Source organism: Tardiphaga sp. (assembly GCF_044340795.1).
GTDB lineage: Bacteria > Pseudomonadota > Alphaproteobacteria > Rhizobiales > Xanthobacteraceae > Tardiphaga.
The window spans coordinates 1-17,030 of the sequence record NZ_JBIISY010000021.1 but is presented as its reverse complement, the minus strand read 5'-3'; the positions used below and the strand labels follow the sequence as shown (position 1 = coordinate 17,030).

General features: G+C 62.5%; 19 protein-coding genes. 5 read left to right on the top strand and 14 right to left on the bottom strand.

The features are described from left to right. Window positions 1-5 precede the first annotated feature (5 nt). Window positions 6-557, bottom strand: coding sequence for a hypothetical protein (locus ACIQ17_RS05610; RefSeq protein ID WP_398466265.1), 552 nt, complete (start codon window positions 555-557; stop codon window positions 6-8). 216 nt (window positions 558-773) lie between these two features. Continuing rightward, entirely contained in the window at window positions 774-983 is a 210-nt protein-coding gene (locus tag ACIQ17_RS05605; RefSeq protein WP_211911886.1) for a hypothetical protein, read from the bottom strand. Window positions 984-1,148: 165 nt separating this feature from the next. Between ACIQ17_RS05605 and ACIQ17_RS05600 the strand changes: the two genes are divergently transcribed. The 5 genes from ACIQ17_RS05600 to ACIQ17_RS05580 all read left to right on the top strand — a co-directional run bounded on the left by ACIQ17_RS05600 (window position 1,149) and on the right by ACIQ17_RS05580 (window position 6,290). After that, entirely contained in the window at window positions 1,149-2,594 is a 1,446-nt protein-coding gene (locus tag ACIQ17_RS05600; RefSeq protein WP_398466262.1) for a short-chain fatty acyl-CoA regulator family protein, read from the top strand. Between the two features lie 98 nt (window positions 2,595-2,692). Beyond that, window positions 2,693-2,896: a hypothetical protein gene (locus ACIQ17_RS05595; protein ID WP_398466260.1), complete on the top strand. Its 204-nt coding sequence runs from the start codon at window positions 2,693-2,695 to the stop codon at window positions 2,894-2,896. A gap of 117 nt (window positions 2,897-3,013) precedes the next feature. Further along, window positions 3,014-4,243 carry a lytic murein transglycosylase gene (locus ACIQ17_RS05590; RefSeq protein WP_398466258.1) on the top strand — a complete coding sequence of 410 codons (1,230 nt, stop codon included), beginning with the start codon at window positions 3,014-3,016 and terminating at the stop codon, window positions 4,241-4,243. Window positions 4,244-4,516: 273 nt separating this feature from the next. Further along, window positions 4,517-5,020: a DUF1993 family protein gene (locus ACIQ17_RS05585; RefSeq protein ID WP_398466256.1), complete on the top strand. Its 504-nt coding sequence runs from the start codon at window positions 4,517-4,519 to the stop codon at window positions 5,018-5,020. Window positions 5,021-5,198: 178 nt separating this feature from the next. Beyond that, on the top strand, window positions 5,199-6,290 hold the full coding sequence (locus tag ACIQ17_RS05580) for an alkene reductase (RefSeq protein WP_398466254.1): 1,092 nt from the start codon (window positions 5,199-5,201) through the stop codon (window positions 6,288-6,290). A gap of 169 nt (window positions 6,291-6,459) precedes the next feature. Here ACIQ17_RS05580 and ACIQ17_RS05575 read toward each other — a convergent pair whose 3' ends face one another. From ACIQ17_RS05575 to ACIQ17_RS05520, 12 genes are all read right to left on the bottom strand, one after another. Next, a complete protein-coding gene (locus tag ACIQ17_RS05575; RefSeq protein ID WP_398466321.1) occupies window positions 6,460-8,205 on the bottom strand; it encodes an ABC transporter substrate-binding protein in 1,746 nt (581 codons plus the stop codon). A gap of 102 nt (window positions 8,206-8,307) precedes the next feature. Further along, window positions 8,308-8,637 (bottom strand): DUF2160 domain-containing protein, encoded by a 330-nt coding sequence (locus ACIQ17_RS05570; RefSeq protein ID WP_398466252.1) that lies wholly within the window; start codon window positions 8,635-8,637, stop codon window positions 8,308-8,310. Between the two features lie 9 nt (window positions 8,638-8,646). Beyond that, complete coding sequence (locus tag ACIQ17_RS05565; protein ID WP_398466250.1) at window positions 8,647-9,456, bottom strand: carbohydrate ABC transporter permease; 810 nt, start codon at window positions 9,454-9,456, stop codon at window positions 8,647-8,649. Further along, a complete protein-coding gene (locus ACIQ17_RS05560) occupies window positions 9,453-10,355 on the bottom strand; it encodes a carbohydrate ABC transporter permease (protein WP_398466248.1) in 903 nt (300 codons plus the stop codon). The genes ACIQ17_RS05565 and ACIQ17_RS05560 overlap by 4 nt, the downstream gene beginning before the upstream one ends. After that, a complete protein-coding gene (locus tag ACIQ17_RS05555) occupies window positions 10,355-11,440 on the bottom strand; it encodes an ABC transporter ATP-binding protein (RefSeq protein ID WP_398466246.1) in 1,086 nt (361 codons plus the stop codon). The genes ACIQ17_RS05560 and ACIQ17_RS05555 overlap by 1 nt, the downstream gene beginning before the upstream one ends. Before the next feature lie 9 nt (window positions 11,441-11,449). Next, entirely contained in the window at window positions 11,450-12,526 is a 1,077-nt protein-coding gene (locus ACIQ17_RS05550) for an ABC transporter ATP-binding protein (protein ID WP_398466244.1), read from the bottom strand. Beyond that, window positions 12,523-14,055 (bottom strand): glycerol-3-phosphate dehydrogenase, encoded by a 1,533-nt coding sequence (glpD, locus tag ACIQ17_RS05545; protein WP_398466242.1) that lies wholly within the window; start codon window positions 14,053-14,055, stop codon window positions 12,523-12,525. The genes ACIQ17_RS05550 and glpD overlap by 4 nt, the downstream gene beginning before the upstream one ends. Before the next feature lie 288 nt (window positions 14,056-14,343). Further along, on the bottom strand, window positions 14,344-15,141 hold the full coding sequence (locus tag ACIQ17_RS05540; protein ID WP_398466240.1) for a DeoR/GlpR family DNA-binding transcription regulator: 798 nt from the start codon (window positions 15,139-15,141) through the stop codon (window positions 14,344-14,346). A 103-nt stretch (window positions 15,142-15,244) separates the two neighbouring features. Continuing rightward, window positions 15,245-15,442, bottom strand: coding sequence for a hypothetical protein (locus ACIQ17_RS05535; RefSeq protein ID WP_398466319.1), 198 nt, complete (start codon window positions 15,440-15,442; stop codon window positions 15,245-15,247). Window positions 15,443-15,527: 85 nt separating this feature from the next. After that, window positions 15,528-15,971 (bottom strand): acyl-CoA thioesterase, encoded by a 444-nt coding sequence (locus ACIQ17_RS05530; RefSeq protein WP_398466238.1) that lies wholly within the window; start codon window positions 15,969-15,971, stop codon window positions 15,528-15,530. Window positions 15,972-16,018: 47 nt separating this feature from the next. Next, window positions 16,019-16,300, bottom strand: coding sequence for a hypothetical protein (locus ACIQ17_RS05525; protein ID WP_398466236.1), 282 nt, complete (start codon window positions 16,298-16,300; stop codon window positions 16,019-16,021). A gap of 21 nt (window positions 16,301-16,321) precedes the next feature. Continuing rightward, window positions 16,322-17,030 (bottom strand): 3-hydroxyacyl-CoA dehydrogenase family protein (locus ACIQ17_RS05520; RefSeq protein WP_398466234.1); only part of this gene is annotated, 709 nt, incomplete at its 5' end.

Genomic DNA, 17,030 nt, shown 5'->3' with positions numbered 1-17,030 from the left:
CAGCGTCAATGCCCGTGCGTCGACACGAACAGCGCCAGCGCGAACAGGCCGATCACACCAATGATCATGCCAAGCACGAACGGCCAGAACCGGCTGCGCTGCTTCACCACCGGTGCCGGCTTCGCCTCCGGCGGCGGCACCGCTGTTGCCAGCATGTGCTCGCGCTCGACCATGCGGCGGGCGATGTAATCGGTGACCGCCTTCACCATCGCCTGCACATCATGCGATTCGGCGAGCAGCTTGCGGCCGAAGCGGCTGTCCTGCACCAGGCGATAGCTGCGCTTGTCGCGCCCCATCACCACATGGACAATCATGTCGATCCACAGCCGCGGCGTGTCGCCCTGGCTGATGCCGCGATCGAACAGTTCGATATCGTGGGGGATCTCGTTGAACAGCGGGTCGAGTGCCTCGTTCAAGATTTCCAGCCGGGCGACCTCGGCATCGCGCAGGTCGACCACGACGCCGGTGCGGTCCGCAGCCTCGATCCGGGCCTGCCTCAGGGCATCCCGCAGCCGCTTCGGCTGGGCATCGTTCGCTGCACCATTTGCCACAACCATCTCAACTCCGCCTCAAGACTGCCGCAACCCGGTAAATTAACCTATCAGCAACCATAAGCGCCGGAAAGGGCGTTTGTTTCCAGAGGCTTGGTCGCAAACGCGCTGCGGCCCCAGCCGGTTTTCCCGGATGAGGCCGCAGACGATGTTTGAGCGTTTCCGTTGAGGCAGGCTTGCGGCGGCTCTGTGGCCGCCTGGCGGCAAGCGATCCGGCGCGGTTTAGGCGACCTGGCGGCTCGGCTCCTCCACGATGGAGAAGCGAACACCGGCGCGATGGCGGTTTTCCTCGGACACAGTCTTCCAGGCTTCCTCGGCCTGCTTGCGGGTCTTGAACGGGCCCTGCACCTGGGCAGAACCCTCGACCAGCTTGTGGAAGTTCATCGAACCGAACTCGCCGCCGATGACCCAGAAATTGCTACCCTGTGACATCTCGTTCTCCTGGCATTTCTCTTACATTCGTGACATGCGCGCTGCAGTCACCGTGTGAAGAGATAACGACAAACACAGCGAAATCGCCAGATGGCTTGTGTTTGAATGGTGATGCGATGTAACATCATCACTTGTCACAAATGTCATAATGTAAAGATTGTCACAATGGCGGCTGAGACCAACAAGAAGCTGTTCGTGGGCCCCCGTTTCCGGCGGATCCGCCAGCAACTCGGCCTGTCGCAGACCCAGATGGCCGAGGGGCTCGGTATTTCGCCGAGCTACATCAACCTGATCGAGCGCAACCAGCGCCCTGTGACGGCGCAGCTTCTGCTGCGACTGGCGGAGACCTATGATCTCGATCTGCGGGATCTTGCGACGGCGGATGAGGATCGCTTCTTTGCGGAGTTGAACGAGATCTTTTCCGATCCGTTGTTTCGGCAGATCGATCTGCCGAAACAGGAATTGCGCGACCTTGCGGAACTGTGCCCTGGCGTCACGCATTCGCTGCAGCGGCTTTATGCGGCTTACACCGAAGCGCGGCGCGGCGAGACGATGGTGGCGGCGCAGATGGCGGATCGTCATGACGGCGCGTCCTATGAAGGCAATCCGATCGAGCGCGTGCGCGATCTGATCGAAGCCAATCGCAATTACTTTCCCGAACTGGAAACGGCTGCGGAAAATCTGCGCGACGAGATCAATGTGCCGTCGCAGGATCTGTTTGCGGCGCTGAGCACGCGCCTGCGTGACAAATATTCGATCGTCACGCGCATCATGCCGGTAGACGTGATGCGCGAGACGCTGCGGCGCTTCGACCGGCATAGGCGGCAATTGCTGATTTCGGAAATGGTCGATGCGCCGGGCCGCGCCTTTCAGGTCGCATTCCAGATTGGCCTCGTGGAATGCTCTTCGCATTTCGAAAGCATTGTCGGCCGCGCCGGGCCGCTCGCCGACACGCAGCGCCGGCTCTATCGCATCACGCTGGCGAATTATTTTGCCGCTGCCGTGCTGATGCCTTACGCCGCTTTCCATGCAGCGGCAGAAGCGCTGAGCTATGACATGCAGGTGCTCGGCCAGCGCTTCAATGTCGGCTTCGAGCCGATCTGCCATCGCCTCACCACGCTGCAGCGACCGAATGCGCGCGGCGTACCGTTCTTCATGCTGCGCGTGGACAATGCCGGCAATGTCTCAAAACGCTTTTCATCGGGCACGTTCCCGTTCTCGAAATTCGGCGGCACCTGCCCGCTGTGGAATGTGCATTCCACCTTCGATACGCCGGACCGCCTGCTGCAGCAGGTCATCGAACTGCCTGATGGCAATCGCTACTTCTCCATCGCGCAGACGCTGCGGCGTTCACCCGCACCGCATCCACATCAACAACCACGCTTCGCCATCGGGCTCGGCTGCGAGATCCGCCATGCGAGCAAGCTGGTCTATTCGGCGGGACTCGATCTCGACAAGGTCGAGGGCACGCCGATCGGCGTGAACTGCCGCTTGTGCGAGCGGGAGAATTGCAGCCAGCGTGCAGAGCCGCCGATTACACGCACGCTGATACTCGACGAGAACACGCGACGGGTGTCCAGTTTTGCATTCAGCAATGCGCGGGAACTGTAGAACGGTTTGCGCGGCACGATGCGTGTCTCGTCATTTACATGACGTCGCCTGGCAGGAGATAGTGCGATCATCCGAACCAATCATGGAGGTGTGATCGCATGGGATCACTGTCTATCTGGCACTGGTTGACTGTCGCATTCTATCTCGCCCTTCTCGTCCTTCCCGTCGCCAAGATCCTCAGCAAGGCCGGCTTCAGCGGCTGGTGGTCGCTGCTCTCGATCATTCCGATCGTCAATGTCATTTGCCTCTGGCTGTTCGCTTTCATCCGCTGGCCGATCACGGCAGCGCCGCCGCAGCGATAGAGCGCGGCGCGCTTGAGCCTCTCCGTCGTGGCCGGGCTTGACCCGGCCATCCACGTCCTCGACAAAGACATGGATACCCGGCACGAGGCCGGGCTTGACGATGGAGAGGCCCGTTCCATGCTGCAGACGTCCGTGCGACTTGCGATCCTCCTTGCAGCATCGGTCATTACGCTTCTTGCCTCCCCCGCCTCCGCCCAGCGCGGCGCGTCCTGTCATGGCGGGCAGAGTTTTGATCAATTCCTCGCCGGGCTGAAGCAGCAGGCTGTCGCCGCCGGCGTCTCGCAGCGTGCGATGGCGGAAGCGGCGCCTTACCTCGTTTACGACCAGGGCATCGTCAATCGCGACCGCGGACAGAAAGTGTTCGGACAGCTGTTCACACAGTTCGCCGGCCGCATGGCGGCGGATTACCGGATGCAGAACGGGCAGTTGAAGATCAAGCAGCATGCGGCCGCCTTCGCGCGCGCCGAGAAGGAATATGGCGTGCCGCCCGCGGTGATCGCGGCATTCTGGGCGCTGGAAAGCGATTTCGGCGTGCAGATGGGCAACCTGCAGACGCTGCGCTCGCTGGTGTCGCTGGCCTATGACTGCCGGCGCTCAAAAATGTTTCAGGACGAAACGATTGCGGCGCTGAAGATCATCGATCGCGGCGATCTCTCGCCGGCTGAGATGATCGGCTCATGGGCCGGCGAGCTCGGCCAGACGCAGTTTCTGCCGACGCATTATTTCAACTATGCGGTGGACTATGACGGCGACGGCCATCGCAATCTGCTGCGTAGCCCCGCCGATGTGATCGGCTCCACCGCGCATTACATCTCGACCGGATTGAAATGGCGACGCGGCGAGCCGTGGCTGCAGGAAGTGCGCGTCACCAGAGACATTCCGTGGGATCAGGCCGATCTCACCGTGAAGCTGCCGCGCGCGCAATGGGCTTCGTTCGGCGTCAGCTATCCCGACGGACGGGCACTGCCGAATGACAACATGCCGGCCTCGCTGCTGCTGCCGATGGGGCGGCATGGACCGGCTTTTCTCGCCTATGCGAATTTCGCCGCCTACACGGAATGGAATAACTCGCTGATCTATTCGACCACGGCGGCCTATCTCGCCACGCGCATTGCAGGCGCATCGAAGATGCGCGCGCCCTCGGCACCGGTGGCGCAGCTGTCACATGCCGAGCTGCGCGAGCTGCAGCTGCTGCTCCAGAAACGCGGTTTCAATGTCGGCAAGGTGGACGGCATTCTGGGGCAGCAGAGCCGCACCGCTGTGAAGGCCATGCAGGTGAAGTTCGGGTTACCGGCGGATTCCTGGCCGACAGCGGAATTGCTGGCGGCGTTGAAGGCGGGGCGGTAGCTCCTTTGTCCCGAACGCGGCGCAGCGCGCAGCGCTGCTCCGCAGAGCCGGGACCGTATCAAACGCTATCGATTTTGGCGGTCCCGGCTCTGCGGAGCACCACGCCGAAGAGGCGTGATGCACCGCGTCCGGGACACGGTCGACGCGAAAATTTCTACTCTTTTCTGATGCAGGGGCGGTTGAATTCGCCCTGCCGCCCCCCAACTCCATGCAGCAGCATCTTTCTCCGATCCCGCCGCTGCACGTTGACCCGCATCACAAAAGAGCATGCCCATGCCGTTCTATGATTCCGTCGTCCCCGCTTACCTGCAGATGCTGGGCACCATGTCCGCCGGCCTGAAAAAGGCGGAAGCCTATGCGGCGGCGAAGAAGATCGAGCCTGCGGTGCTGCTCGGCACCCGCCTTTTCCCGGACATGCTACCGCTGAGCCGGCAGGTGCAGCTGGCCTGCGACTTCGCCACCAAGGGCAGCGCGCGCCTCTCGGCGAGCGAGGTGCCTTCGGTGCCGGATACCGAAACCACCTTCGACGAATTGCAGGCGCGCATCGCCAAGACGGTCGACTACCTGAAGTCCTTCAAGCCCGAACAGTTCGAGGGCGCGGAGACCCGCGACGTCACCTTCCCGACCGGACCGGGCAAGACCACCACCCTCACCGGCCAGCAATTTCTCACCAGCTTCTCGCTGCCGAGCTTCTATTTCCATGTGGTCACCGCCCACGACATCCTGCGCATGTGCGGCGTGGATGTCGGCAAGCGCGACTATCTCGGCGCCAACTGAGCCATGATGCGGAGAGGACAGTTTTGCGCCCGTCGCCGCGCAGACGACACGGCCATTGCCCGATCCGCATCCATTCAGCGCGAAAATTCTTTCGTCGCGCACGCATCTTCAGCCGCCTTGCCAACCGTGTTTGCAATGCGCAACTGCATCTCACCGATCCCCTCCCGGAGCTTTCCTGATGAGCACGTCCAAACTCTTTGAGCCCTACAAGCTTGGCAACATCACGCTGAGCAATCGCACCGCGATGGCGCCGCTGACGCGTAATCGCGCGCAGCCGGGCTTCGTACCGGGTCCGCTCGCCGCGGAATATTACGGCCAGCGCGCCAGCGCCGGTCTGCTCATCACCGAAGCGAGCCAGATCTCGCAGCAGGGCCAGGGCTATCAGGACACGCCCGGCATCTATTCGCCCGAGCAGGTCGCCGGCTGGAAGCAGGTCACCGATGCCGTCCACGCCAAGGGCGGCCACATCTTCATCCAGCTCTGGCATGTGGGCCGCATCTCGCATAGCAGCCTGCAGCCGAATGGCGGCAAGCCGGTCTCGGCTTCGGCGATCACCGCAAAGACCAAGACCTTCGTCAATAACAGCTTCACCGATGTCTCCGAACCGCGCGCGCTCGAACTGGCTGAAATTCCGGGGCTGATCGATGATTACAAGCGTGCGGCGAGGAATGCCGTCGCGGCGGGCTTCGACGGTGTCGAGATTCATGCGGCCAATGGCTATCTGCTGGAGCAGTTCGCGCGCGCCTCGACCAACAAGCGCACCGATGCCTATGGTGGCTCAATCGAGAACCGCTCGAAGCTGATGCTCGAAGTGGCCGCTGCCGTCGCGAAGGAAATCGGCAGCGACAGGACCGGCATCCGCATCTCGCCGGTGACGCCGGCCAATGACGCCGCCATCGATGATGATGCGCAAAAGCTGTTCGACCACATCACCGACGGGCTGAGCGCCGAGAAGCTGGTCTATCTGCATGTGGTGGAGGGCGCCACCGGCGGCCCGCGCGACAATGCACCATTTGACTATGCGAGCCTGCGCAAGCGCTTTGGCGGGACGTATATCGCCAATAACGGTTTCGATTTTGCACTGGCGGAGAAGCAACTGGCGGCTGACGCAGCCGACCTGATCGCCTTCGGCAAGCCGTTCATCTCGAATCCCGATCTGGTGGAGCGCCTGAAGACCGGCGCGCCGTTGAACGAGCCGGACAAGGCGACGTTCTATGGCGGTGGTGCGAAGGGCTATACGGATTACCCGACGCTGGCGGCAGCGAAATAGACTCCGACTGTCATCCACGCGAACGCGGGGATCCAGTAGACACCGACTATGGTGGTTGAAAAACCAAGGCCTGCGTTTACTGGATCACCCGCTTTCGCGGGTGACGACAAGAGAATGAAATGAAAAGGCCGGGATTGCTCCCGGCCTTTTTGCTTGTTCTCACTCGACGTCAGTTCGCCGAAGCCCTCTTCTGCGGCGGCGTCGCCGGCCACGACTTGATCAGCGTGTCGTAGTCCACCGTCTCGCCCTTCGGCTTTTCGTTCGCCAGCTTGCGCTGGGGCGCGATGTTGCCGTCTTTCGCGGACTTGTTGTACCAGAACTCCGCCGTCTCCTTCTTGTTCAGCTTCGGACCGCACTCGCCCTGCACCTTCGAGCGCTCGAGACGCTCCAGCACCGAGTCCTGGGCTGCGGCGAGCGAGTCCATCGCCTGCTGCGGCGTCTTCGCACCGGACGACGCATCGCCGATATTCTGCCACCACAGCTGCGCCAGTTTTGGATAGTCCGGGATATTGTTGCCGGTGGGCGACCACTGCACGCGGGCCGGCGAGCGATAGAACTCGATCAGGCCGCCAAGCTTTGGCGCACGTTCCGTAAACGACTTGTCCCAGATGTCGCTCTCGCGGATGAAAGTGAGACCGACATGGCTCTTCTTCAGCGACACCGACTTCGAGGTGATGAACTGCAGATAGAGCCAGGCCGCCTTGCGGCGATCCGGCGGCGTCGACTTGAGCAGCGTGCCCGAGCCGACATCCTGATAGCCGAGCTTCATGCCTTCCTTCCAGTAGGAGCCTTTTGGCGATGGCGCCATGCGCCACTTCGGCGTGCCATCGGCGTTCATGACCGGCAGGCCGGGCTTCACCATGTCGGCGGTGAAGGCGGTGTACCAGAACATCTGCTGCGCGATGTTGCCTTGCGCCGGCACGGGCCCTGACTCCGAGAAGGTCATGCCCTGCGCCTGCGGCGGGGCATATTTCTTCATCCAGTCGAGATATTTCACGATCGAATAGACCGCCGCCGGACCATTGGTATCGCCGCCGCGCTCGATGCTTGAGCCGACCGGACGGCAGCCTTCCATGCGGATGCCCCATTCATCGACAGGCAGACCATTCGGCAGGCCCTTGTCGCCATTGCCGGCCATGGACAGCCAGGCATCGGTGAACCGCCAGCCGAGCGACGGATCCTTCTTGCCATAATCCATATGGCCATAGACCTTGGTGCCGTTGATTTCCTTGATGTCGTTGGTGAAGAAATCGGCGATGTCTTCATAGGCCGACCAGTTCACGGGCACGCCGAGATCATAGCCATACTTGGCCTTGAACTTGGCCTTGTAGTCCGGATTGGTGAACCAGTCGTAGCGGAACCAGTAGACGTTGGCGAATTGCTGGTCGGGCAGCTGATACATCTTTTTATCGGGGCCAGTCGTGAACGACGTGCCGATAAAATCCTTGATGTCGAGGGTCGGGCTGGTGACGTCCTTGCCTTCGCCGGTCATGAAGTCCGACAGCGAGATGGTCTGGCCGTAGCGGAAATGCGTGCCGATCAGGTCGGAGTCGTTGATCCAGCCGTCATAGACATTCTTGCCGGACTGCATCTGGGTCTGCAGCTTCTCGACCACGTCGCCTTCCTGGATCAGGTCGTGCTTCAGCTTGATGCCGGTGATCTCGGAGAAGGCTTTCGCGAGCGTGCGCGCCTCGTATTCATGCGTGGTGATGGTTTCGGAGACGACATTGATCTCCATGCCCTTGAACGGGGCGGCGGCCTTCTCGTACCATTGCAGCTCCTTGAGCTGATCGGCCTTCGACAGCGTCGAGGGCTGGAATTCGCTGTCGATCCAGCGCTGGATGGTGGCGTCGTCGGCCTTGGCGGGCGCTGCGAGCAGCGTGGTCGCGGCGATCAGCGCGCAGGCGCTGGTCATCATGATATGGCGCGTCGGGCGACGGGCCTGTGTCGTCAGGTGCCTCATGTCTTCCTCCCATGTGTTCAGGCCGGGTTATCCCGTGCCTGCAGTCCTTGCCGGTCAGACGGTGCGGAAAATTCCGACCGCCGCGACCAGCGAAATCAGTGTCGCGAACCAGAGATTCGAGATTTCAAATCCCTCCTCGCCGATCGGCAGCGTGGCGATCGGGTCGGAGCCGATGAAGCCGATCCACAAGAGATGGATGACGGCGGCCGTGATCAGCGAGAGAAACAGGCGATCGCCGCGCGTGGTGGGGATGCGCAGGATGCCGACGCGCTCGGCTTCGGGATAGCGGATGGCGAGAATGGTCATGGTCGCGAGCGTCAGCGCGATGGCCGCAAAGAAGATCGCGGTCGGCGGCGTCCAGGCCATCCATGCGATGTGCTCCATGATCGCCTCCTAGACGCGGCCGAGCGCGAAGCCGCGCGCGATGTAATTGCGGACGAACCAGATGACGAGCGCGCCGGGGATGATGGTGAGCACGCCGGCGGCAGCGAGCAGGCCCCAGTCCATGCCGGAGGCCGATACCGTGCGGGTCATGATCGCGGAGATCGGCTTGGCATTGACGGAAGTCAGCGTGCGCGCAAGCAGGAGCTCGACCCAGGAGAACATGAAGCAGAAGAAGGCGGCGACGCCGATGCCCGAGGCGATCAGCGGCATCAGGATTTTCACGAAGAATTTTGGAAACGAATAACCGTCGAGAAACGCGGTCTCGTCGATCTCGCGCGGCACGCCGGAGACAAATCCTTCGAGGATCCACACCGCGAGCGGCACATTGAACAGGCAATGCGCCAGCGCCACGGCCCAGGGCGTATCGAACAGGCCGACGGCGGAATAGAGATTGAAGAAAGGCAGCGCGAACACCGCGGGCGGAGCCATGCGGTTCGACAGCAGCCAGAAGAACAGGTGCTTGTCGCCGAGGAAGCGATAACGCGAGAAGGCATAGGCCGCCGGCAGCGCAAAACTGATCGACAGGATCGTGTTGATGACGACGTATTTCAGCGAGTTGATGTAGCCGGAATACCAGCTCTCATCGGTGAAGATGCGGATGTAATTATCCAGCGTCGGCTTGTGCGGCCACAGAGTCATGGTCGAGACGATCTCGCCATTCTCCTTGAAGCTCATGTTCACGAGCCAGTAGATCGGCAGCAGCAGGAAGATCAGGAACAGCGTCAGGATAATGCGACGGCCGGGGATGGAATTGTTCATGCCGCGCCCTCCTGCTTGCTGCGATCGACGCCGGCATTGGTCATCACGGTGTAGAACACCCAGCAGACGATCAGCACGATGATGTTGTAGACCAGCGACAGCGCCGCCGCCTTGCCGAGATCGAACTGGCCGAGCGCGATCTTCACGAGCTCGATGGAGACGAAGGTCGTGGAATTACCGGGCCCGCCGCCGGTGACGACAAAGGGCTCGGTATAGATCATGAAGCTGTCCATGAAGCGGAGAAGCACGCCGATCAGCAGCACGCGGTTCAGCTTCGGCAACTGGATGGCGCGGAACACGGCCCAGCGCGACGCGCCGTCGATCTGGGCTGCCTGATAATAGGCATCGGGGATCGACTTCAGGCCGGCATAGCAGAGCAATGCCACGAGGCTGGTCCAGTGCCAGACATCCATCACGATGACCGTGGCCCAGGCGTCGAATTCGTTGGAGACGTAATTGTAGTCGAAGCCGAGCGAGTTCAGCGTGTAGCCGAGCAGGCCGATATCGGGGCGGCCAAAAATCTGCCAGATGGTGCCGACCACGTTCCATGGAATGAGCAGCGGCAGCGCGAGGATGACGAGGCAGGCGGCGACGTGCCAGCCATCCCGCGGCATCGACAGCGCGACAATGATGCCGAGCGGGACTTCGATGGCGAGAATGATCGCCGAGAAAAGGAGGTTGCGGCCGAGCGATGCGAGGAAGCGGCCGCCGAGATCGCTGGAGGGATCGAGCAATTCCTTGAACCAGCCGACGCCGTTCCAGAAGAACTGGTTGTTGCCAAAGGTGTCCTGCACCGAATAGTTCACCACCGTCATCAGCGGCAGCACCGCCGAGAAGGCGACGATGAGGAACACCGGCAGGACGAGGAACCAGGCCTTGTTGTTGACGGTCTTGTCCATCACTGGGCCCCTTCGATGAGGCGGCTGTCGGCATAAACGTGGACCCGGGCGGGATCGAATACCAGCCCGACATCATCACCTTCCGGCGAAAAACCATCGGGCACGCGGGCCGCGAATTTCACGCCGCCGATGCGGACGCGGGCGAAGCGGATGCGGCCGAGATCGTCGATGCGCTCGATCTGTGCGGTGAGAAGATCGGGGGCCGGCGTTGCCACATGAACGAATTCCGGACGGATGCCGACTTCGATTTTCTTGTTCGGGGGCAGCGCATCATAGCTGCGGTTGAGCCCGATGACATGGCCACCGATGCGGGCCTGCCGGCCGCTGACTTCGGCAGGCACGATATTCATGCCGGGCGAGCCGATGAAATAGCCGACAAATGTATGCGCGGGCTTGTCGAACAGCTCCTGCGGCGTGCCGGACTGCACGACGCGGCCGTCATGCATCACCACCACCGTGTCCGCGAAGGTCAGCGCCTCGGTCTGGTCGTGGGTCACATAGATCATGGTGAGATCGAGCGCGCGATGCAGCGCCTTCAGCTTCGAGCGCAACTCCCATTTCAGCGCGGGATCGATCACCGTCAGCGGCTCGTCGAACAGCACGGCTGCCACGTCGCTGCGCACGAGGCCGCGGCCGAGCGAGATCTTCTGCTTGGCGTCTGGCGTCAGCCGCGTGGCCTTGCGATTGAGCCAGGGCGTGAGGTCGAGCAATTCGCCGATTTCGGCCACACGTGCATCGATCTGCGGTTTCGGCATGCCGCGATTTTTGAGCGGGAATGCGAGATTCTCGCCGACCGTCATGGTGTCGTAGATCACCGGGAACTGGAACACCTGCGCGATGTTGCGCTTCTGGGTCGGCAGCGGGGTGACGTCCTTGCCATCGAACAGGATCTGTCCGCGGGTCGGCGTGACGATGCCGGAGATCATGTTGAGCAGCGTGGTCTTGCCGCAGCCGGATGGTCCAAGCAGCGCATAGGCGCCGCCCTGCCGCCAGGTCATGGAGATCGGCTTCAGCGCAAACGATTCCGGATCAGCATCGCTGCCGCTGTAGGACTGCGCGAGATCGACGAGATCGATGCGGGCCATGCTGTGCTCCTACATCGCCGGTGCCGCGACCAGACGGTCGCTGCTGTCAAAGACGAAGATGTTTGCGGGATCGATGATGGCATCGAGCCGATCGCCGGGCACGAATTCGTGGATGCCCTGCAGCACCGAGACCCAATCGGAGGCGCCATGCTTCACATGGACGAAACTTTCCGAACCGGTGATTTCGGTCACCGTCACCTCGGCAGGAAACACATGGCGGCCGGCGGCGGCATTGCCGACACCGAGCTGATGCGCACGAAAACCGATGCGATAGCTGCCATCGGGCAGTGATGCATAGAGACCGCTCGCAGGCGCGCTGACGCCGCCGACATATTGTACGCTGTCGCCGCTCTTCTCGATGCCCACGGAATTGAGCGGCGGATCGGAAAACACCTCGGCGACTTTCAGCGTATCCGGCTTGCGATACACTTTCGGCGTCTCGCCGAATTGCAGCAGCTCCCCCTCCCACAGGCAGGCAGTGCGGCCGCCAAGCAGCAAGGCTTCGGACGGCTCCGTGGTCGCATAGACGAAGATCGCGCCGGAGGCCTCGAAGATTTTTGGCAGCTCGGTGCGCAGCTCCTCGCGCAGCTTGTAATCGAGATTGGCGAGTGGCTCGTCGAGCAATACGAGATCGGCGCCCTTGACCAAGGCACGCGCAATCGCGGTGCGCTGCTGCTGGCCACCGGAGAGCTGCAGCGGCGTGCGGTTGAGATAGGGTTCGAGCTTGAGCAGCGCCGCAGCCTCGCGCACGCGCGTCTCGATCTCCGCCTTCGGCTTGCCCTGCACGCGCAGCGGCGAGGCGATGTTCTCATAGACCGTGAAGGACGGGTAATTGATGAATTGCTGATAGACCATCGCCACCGAGCGTTTGCGGATGTCGATGCCGGTCACGTCCTTGCCGTCCACCAGCACGCGTCCCTGGGCCGGCTTGTCGAGCCCCGCAAGCAAACGCATGATCGAGGTCTTGCCGGCCAGAGTCGGGCCGAGCAGCACGCTGAGGCTACCGCGCTCCAGCGTGAGCGAGACATCGCGGATCGTCGTGATGCCATCCACCATCTGCGAGACGCGGTCGAGCGTGACGCTCATGCGCGCGCCTCCGCTTTCACAGCATCATCGCGGTGGGCGACGAGCCATTCGTCAAGCGCCACGATCTCCTCCCCAGACAATCGCAGGCCGAGTTTGGAGCGACGCCAGACGATGTCTTCGGCACTCACGGCCCATTCGTGGGCCATCAGATAGCGCACCTCGCGCTCGGTCAATGTGGCGCCGAAGTCGCGGCCGAGATCGGCGGCGGACTTCGCATGCGCGAGAAGTTTTGCGGCGCGGGTGCCATAGGCATGGACGAGACGGCTGGCATGGGCCGGCGCCAGGAACGGATAATCGCGCTGGATTTCGGCGGTCAGTGCTTCCACCGAAGACACATCGAAATCGCCGCCGGGCAGCGGCGCATGGGCCGTCCAGCCTTCCTTCGCCTTGGTGCCCTTCAGATAGGGCGCGAGCTTTTCCAGCGCCTCTTCGGCCAACCGGCGATAGGTGGTGATCTTGCCGCCATAGATCGAGAGCAGCGGTGCGCCGCCGGGCAAATCGAGTTCGAACACATAATCGCGCGTGGCCGCCTTGGCGTCACTGGCGCCGTCGTCATAGAGCGGGCGCACGCCGGAATAGGTCCAGACCACGTCATCGGCGAGCACGGGCTTTGCGAAATATTCGCTGACCGAGCTGCAGAGATAGGCGATTTCATCCGGTGTGATTTTTACGTCCGCGGGATCGCCGTGATAATCGACATCGGTGGTGCCGATCAGCGTGAAATCGTTCTGATACGGAATCGCGAAGACGATGCGGCCATCGGCATTCTGGAAGATGTAGGCGCGATCATGCGCGTAGAGTTTCGGCACGATGATGTGCGAGCCCTGCACGAGGCGGACCTTCGCCTTGGCATTCACGCCGGCACCGGAGGCCAGCACATTCTCCACCCAAGGCCCGCCGGCATTGACCAGCGTGCGCGCCTGGATGGTCTCGCGCTCATGGGTGAGAACATTCTCGACGGTGACCTGCCAGATGCCGTCGGCCTGACGGATCTCTACGGCGCGGCTGCGGGTGCGGATATCGGCGCCGCGATCGGCAGCATCGCGCGCGGTGAGCACGACGAGGCGGGCGTCATCGACGAAGCAGTCGGAATACTCAAAACCACGATGGAAGCGGCCGGGTGTCAGCGGCTTGCCGGTTTCGTCCCTGTCGAGATCGAGGGTGCGCGTGGCGGGCAGCAGCTTGCGGCCGCCGATATGGTCGTAAAGGAACAGGCCGAGGCGCAGCAGCCAGGCCGGCCGCAGCCCGGCATGATGCGGCAGCACGAAGCGCAGCGGCCGGATGATATGCGGCGCGATCGCCCACAGCACCTCGCGCTCCAGCAGCGCGTGGCGGACCAGCTTGAAATCGTAATATTCGAGATAGCGGAGCCCGCCATGGATCAGCTTGGTGGACCAAGACGAGGTGCCCGAGGCCAGATCCTTCATCTCGCAGAGGAACACGGAATTGCCGCGGCCGACCGCATCGCGGGCGATCCCGCAACCGTTCACGCCGCCACCAATGATTGCGAGGTCGTAGATCTGACCCACCCGGCTTCCTCTCCGCGCCAATCGTCTGGCGCCTCACCTGGACGCGCCACCTTCGCTTTCAGCGATTTGGCTTTCGTTTTTGATTAAAGCACAAGTGAAAACGAAAGCAACGGGGGATTTGAGGGATTCAGATGGGGTTTTTAGGGTCACAGGGAGCCGTTTCGGGCAAAATCTGTCATCCCCCGCGAAAGCGGGGATCCAGTAGACACCGGCCTGGATGATTGAACCGGGGTGGAGGTGGTTACTGGGTTGCCCGGTCAAGCCGGGCAACGACAGGGAGTGGCCGCCCTACCCTTCCTCGGCCTCGTCCTCCGCACCCGGCATCGCCGCGATCACCTTCACGCCGCGGCTGTTGCAGATCTCCTGCAAGGCCGGCGGCAACGCGGTGTCGGTCACGAATGTATGGATCTGGCTGAGATGGGCGATGCGCACGGCGGCGCTCCGCCGCAGCTTAGTCGAGTCGCACACCAGCATCACACTGCGCGCATTGGCGATGATCGCCTGGGCCGCCTGCACCTCGCGATAGTCGAAATCGAGCAGCGCGCCCTCCTCGTCGATCGCGGAGGCGCCGATGATGGCGTAGTCGACCTTGAACTGCCCGATCAGCTTGATGGCCGTCGAGCCCGTCACCGCGCCATCGGCCCGGCGCACGCTGCCGCCGGCGACGACCACCTCGATATGCGGATGCCGGTACAGCATCATCGCCACATTGAGATTGTTGGTGATGACCAGCAGGTTTTCGTGATCGGTCAGCGCAGCCGCGACCTCCTCGGTCGTGGTGCCGATATTGATGAACAGCGACGAGCCATTGGGAATCTCCGCCGCCGCCGCGGCGCCGATCGCCTTCTTCTCTTCGGCAGCCACGAAGCGGCGGGCTTCGTAAGCGAGATTTTCCGTGCCCGACGCCACGATGGCGCCGCCATGGATGCGCGTGAGCAGGCGCTGGTCGCAGAGATCGTTGAGGTCCTTGCGGATGGTCTGCGCCGACACTTCAAAGCGGCGCACGAGATCATCGACCATCACGCGGCCGAAGGCGCGCGCATGATTGAGAATTTCGGACTGGCGATGGGAAAGGCCGGACGTCACAGCAACACCTCATGGAGTGATTCCATGGTGCTGATGTTGGACGGGCGCGTCAACGCGGCCGTGCCGCCCGCAACAGGCGGCCGTTTTATCGGGGCGTCATGCCTTACGCGGCGGTCGCCGTTTCCGGCGTGCCCTGGGCGAACTGAAACGCCGCCCGCTCGGCCTCTCGGGCGTTGCGAAAAATCCGGCCATCCATCCCGTTGAAACGGTGGGATGCTGCAAAGAACCGAAAGCCGTCGGGATCGCGAACCACGATACCGGCTGCCTGCGACGAGACTTCGATAATATAAGTGTCTGACATGGCGGCCCCTTTCGCGATACGCAAAGCATATTCCGGGCCACTAACCGAGACGGCGGTAAATCGTTCCCGCCGCGATTTAGAATCCCTATGCCGTGATTGTCGCATCCGGCCTTTTGATCGCCTGCGGGCGGCCGTTTTCATCGATGGAGACGAAGGTGAAATTGCCGTCGGTGACCAGAATCGGGGCACTTTCATTGCGGCGAAGCACCCAGGCCTCGATATGCAGGGTCAGCGAGGTGCGGCCCATGCGCGCCAGATTCGCATGCACAGACACGACATCGCCCACATGCACGGCCTTGCGGAAGGTCATCGCCTCGATGGCGACGGTGACGGTGCGCGTCTTGGCGATCTTCGCAGCGGCCATGCCGCCGCCGAGATCCATCTGGCTGAGCAGCCAGCCGCCGAAAATATCGCCATTGGCATTGGTATCCGCCGGCATCGCCACGGTGCGGATGGTGAGGTCGCCGGTGGGCTCGGTGCCGAGGCCGGTGGGCTGGTTCGGTGATTCAGGCTTTGATGATTCAGTCATGGGCAATCCCTGCCGGAATTTGAGTCAGAATGGTCATGGGCGCCAGACTAGCGCACGGGCGGGCGTCTGACGAAGCTCAGGGCGACACAGAGCCACGCAAGCAGCCAGAGGGTCAGGGCATTGCGGATATCGAGCGCCGCGATCATCAGGACCAGTGCCAGCAAGGTCAGCGGAAGCGCGGCGAAGCGGATCTTGCTCTGCCCGTTCCAGTAGGCGGCCAGCAAGGGCAGGAACAGCACCACCGCCACCACGACGCCCAGCCAGATCGTCTCGCTGTGAAGCAGATCGTGCCGTAGCCGCAAGATCCAGGTGTCCACCGCGGCGATCATGGCCGGCCCGTCATTGCTGGGTCATGTGAATGTCTCCCAGCCTTCATCCGGCGCGAACCGGTCGCCATATTTGGCGGCCAGCGCGCGCAGCGTGGCGGCGACATTGTCGGGCCCACGGGAGCGGGCATAGTGCAGCGGACCGCCGCGGAACGGCGCATAGCCGGTGCCGAAGATCATAGCGCCGTCCACCACATCGGGATCGTCCACGATGCCCTCGCGCAGGCAGGCGACGCAGACATTGGAGATCGGCAGCACCAGGCGGTCGATCATCTCCTGCGACGGCCGGGCCGTGGCGGCGGCGGCAGAGCTCTTCTCGGCCTTGCCGTCCTTCCAGGTGTAGAAGCCCTTGCCGGTCTTCTTGCCGAGTTCGCCGCGATTGACCTTTTCACGCAACCACGCAGGCGTGGGCGGCAGCAGGTCGCCGAATTTCGAGCGCAACATGTCGCCGACGGCCATGCAGATATCGAGGCCGACCTGATCGGCCAGTTCGATCGGGCCCATGGGCATGCCGAACTGCTCAGCCGCCGCGTCGATGGTTTCCTTGTCGACCTTCTCGTCGAGCAGCATCATCGCCTCGAGCATGTAGGGCGTGAGCGCGCGATTGACGAGGAAGCCCGGCGACGACTTCACCGGCAGCGGCAGGCGATCGATGGCGCCGACAAAGGCGGTGGCGCGCTTCAGTACATCCTGATCGACGCCGTCATGGCTGACGACCTCGACCAGCTGCAGC

Bases quoted from the DNA above. Each gene is read 5' to 3' on its own strand.
- ACIQ17_RS05575 (WP_398466321.1), bottom strand. From the start codon at position 8,205: ATGACCAGCGCCTGCGCGCTGATCGCCGCGACCACGCTGCTCGCAGCG.
- ACIQ17_RS05610 (WP_398466265.1), bottom strand. From the start codon at position 557: ATGGTTGTGGCAAATGGTGCAGCGAACGATGCCCAGCCGAAGCGGCTG.
- ACIQ17_RS05580 (WP_398466254.1), top strand. From the start codon at position 5,199: ATGAGCACGTCCAAACTCTTTGAGCCCTACAAGCTTGGCAACATCACG.
- ACIQ17_RS05585 (WP_398466256.1), top strand. From the start codon at position 4,517: ATGCCGTTCTATGATTCCGTCGTCCCCGCTTACCTGCAGATGCTGGGC.
- ACIQ17_RS05570 (WP_398466252.1), bottom strand. From the start codon at position 8,637: ATGGAGCACATCGCATGGATGGCCTGGACGCCGCCGACCGCGATCTTC.
- ACIQ17_RS05590 (WP_398466258.1), top strand. From the start codon at position 3,014: ATGCTGCAGACGTCCGTGCGACTTGCGATCCTCCTTGCAGCATCGGTC.
- ACIQ17_RS05530 (WP_398466238.1), bottom strand. From the start codon at position 15,971: ATGACTGAATCATCAAAGCCTGAATCACCGAACCAGCCCACCGGCCTC.
- ACIQ17_RS05605 (WP_211911886.1), bottom strand. From the start codon at position 983: ATGTCACAGGGTAGCAATTTCTGGGTCATCGGCGGCGAGTTCGGTTCG.
- ACIQ17_RS05560 (WP_398466248.1), bottom strand. From the start codon at position 10,355: ATGGACAAGACCGTCAACAACAAGGCCTGGTTCCTCGTCCTGCCGGTG.
- ACIQ17_RS05535 (WP_398466319.1), bottom strand. From the start codon at position 15,442: ATGTCAGACACTTATATTATCGAAGTCTCGTCGCAGGCAGCCGGTATC.
- ACIQ17_RS05595 (WP_398466260.1), top strand. From the start codon at position 2,693: ATGGGATCACTGTCTATCTGGCACTGGTTGACTGTCGCATTCTATCTC.
- ACIQ17_RS05555 (WP_398466246.1), bottom strand. From the start codon at position 11,440: ATGGCCCGCATCGATCTCGTCGATCTCGCGCAGTCCTACAGCGGCAGC.
- ACIQ17_RS05600 (WP_398466262.1), top strand. From the start codon at position 1,149: ATGGCGGCTGAGACCAACAAGAAGCTGTTCGTGGGCCCCCGTTTCCGG.
- ACIQ17_RS05550 (WP_398466244.1), bottom strand. From the start codon at position 12,526: ATGAGCGTCACGCTCGACCGCGTCTCGCAGATGGTGGATGGCATCACG.
- ACIQ17_RS05525 (WP_398466236.1), bottom strand. From the start codon at position 16,300: ATGATCGCCGCGGTGGACACCTGGATCTTGCGGCTACGGCACGATCTG.
- ACIQ17_RS05565 (WP_398466250.1), bottom strand. From the start codon at position 9,456: ATGAACAATTCCATCCCCGGCCGTCGCATTATCCTGACGCTGTTCCTG.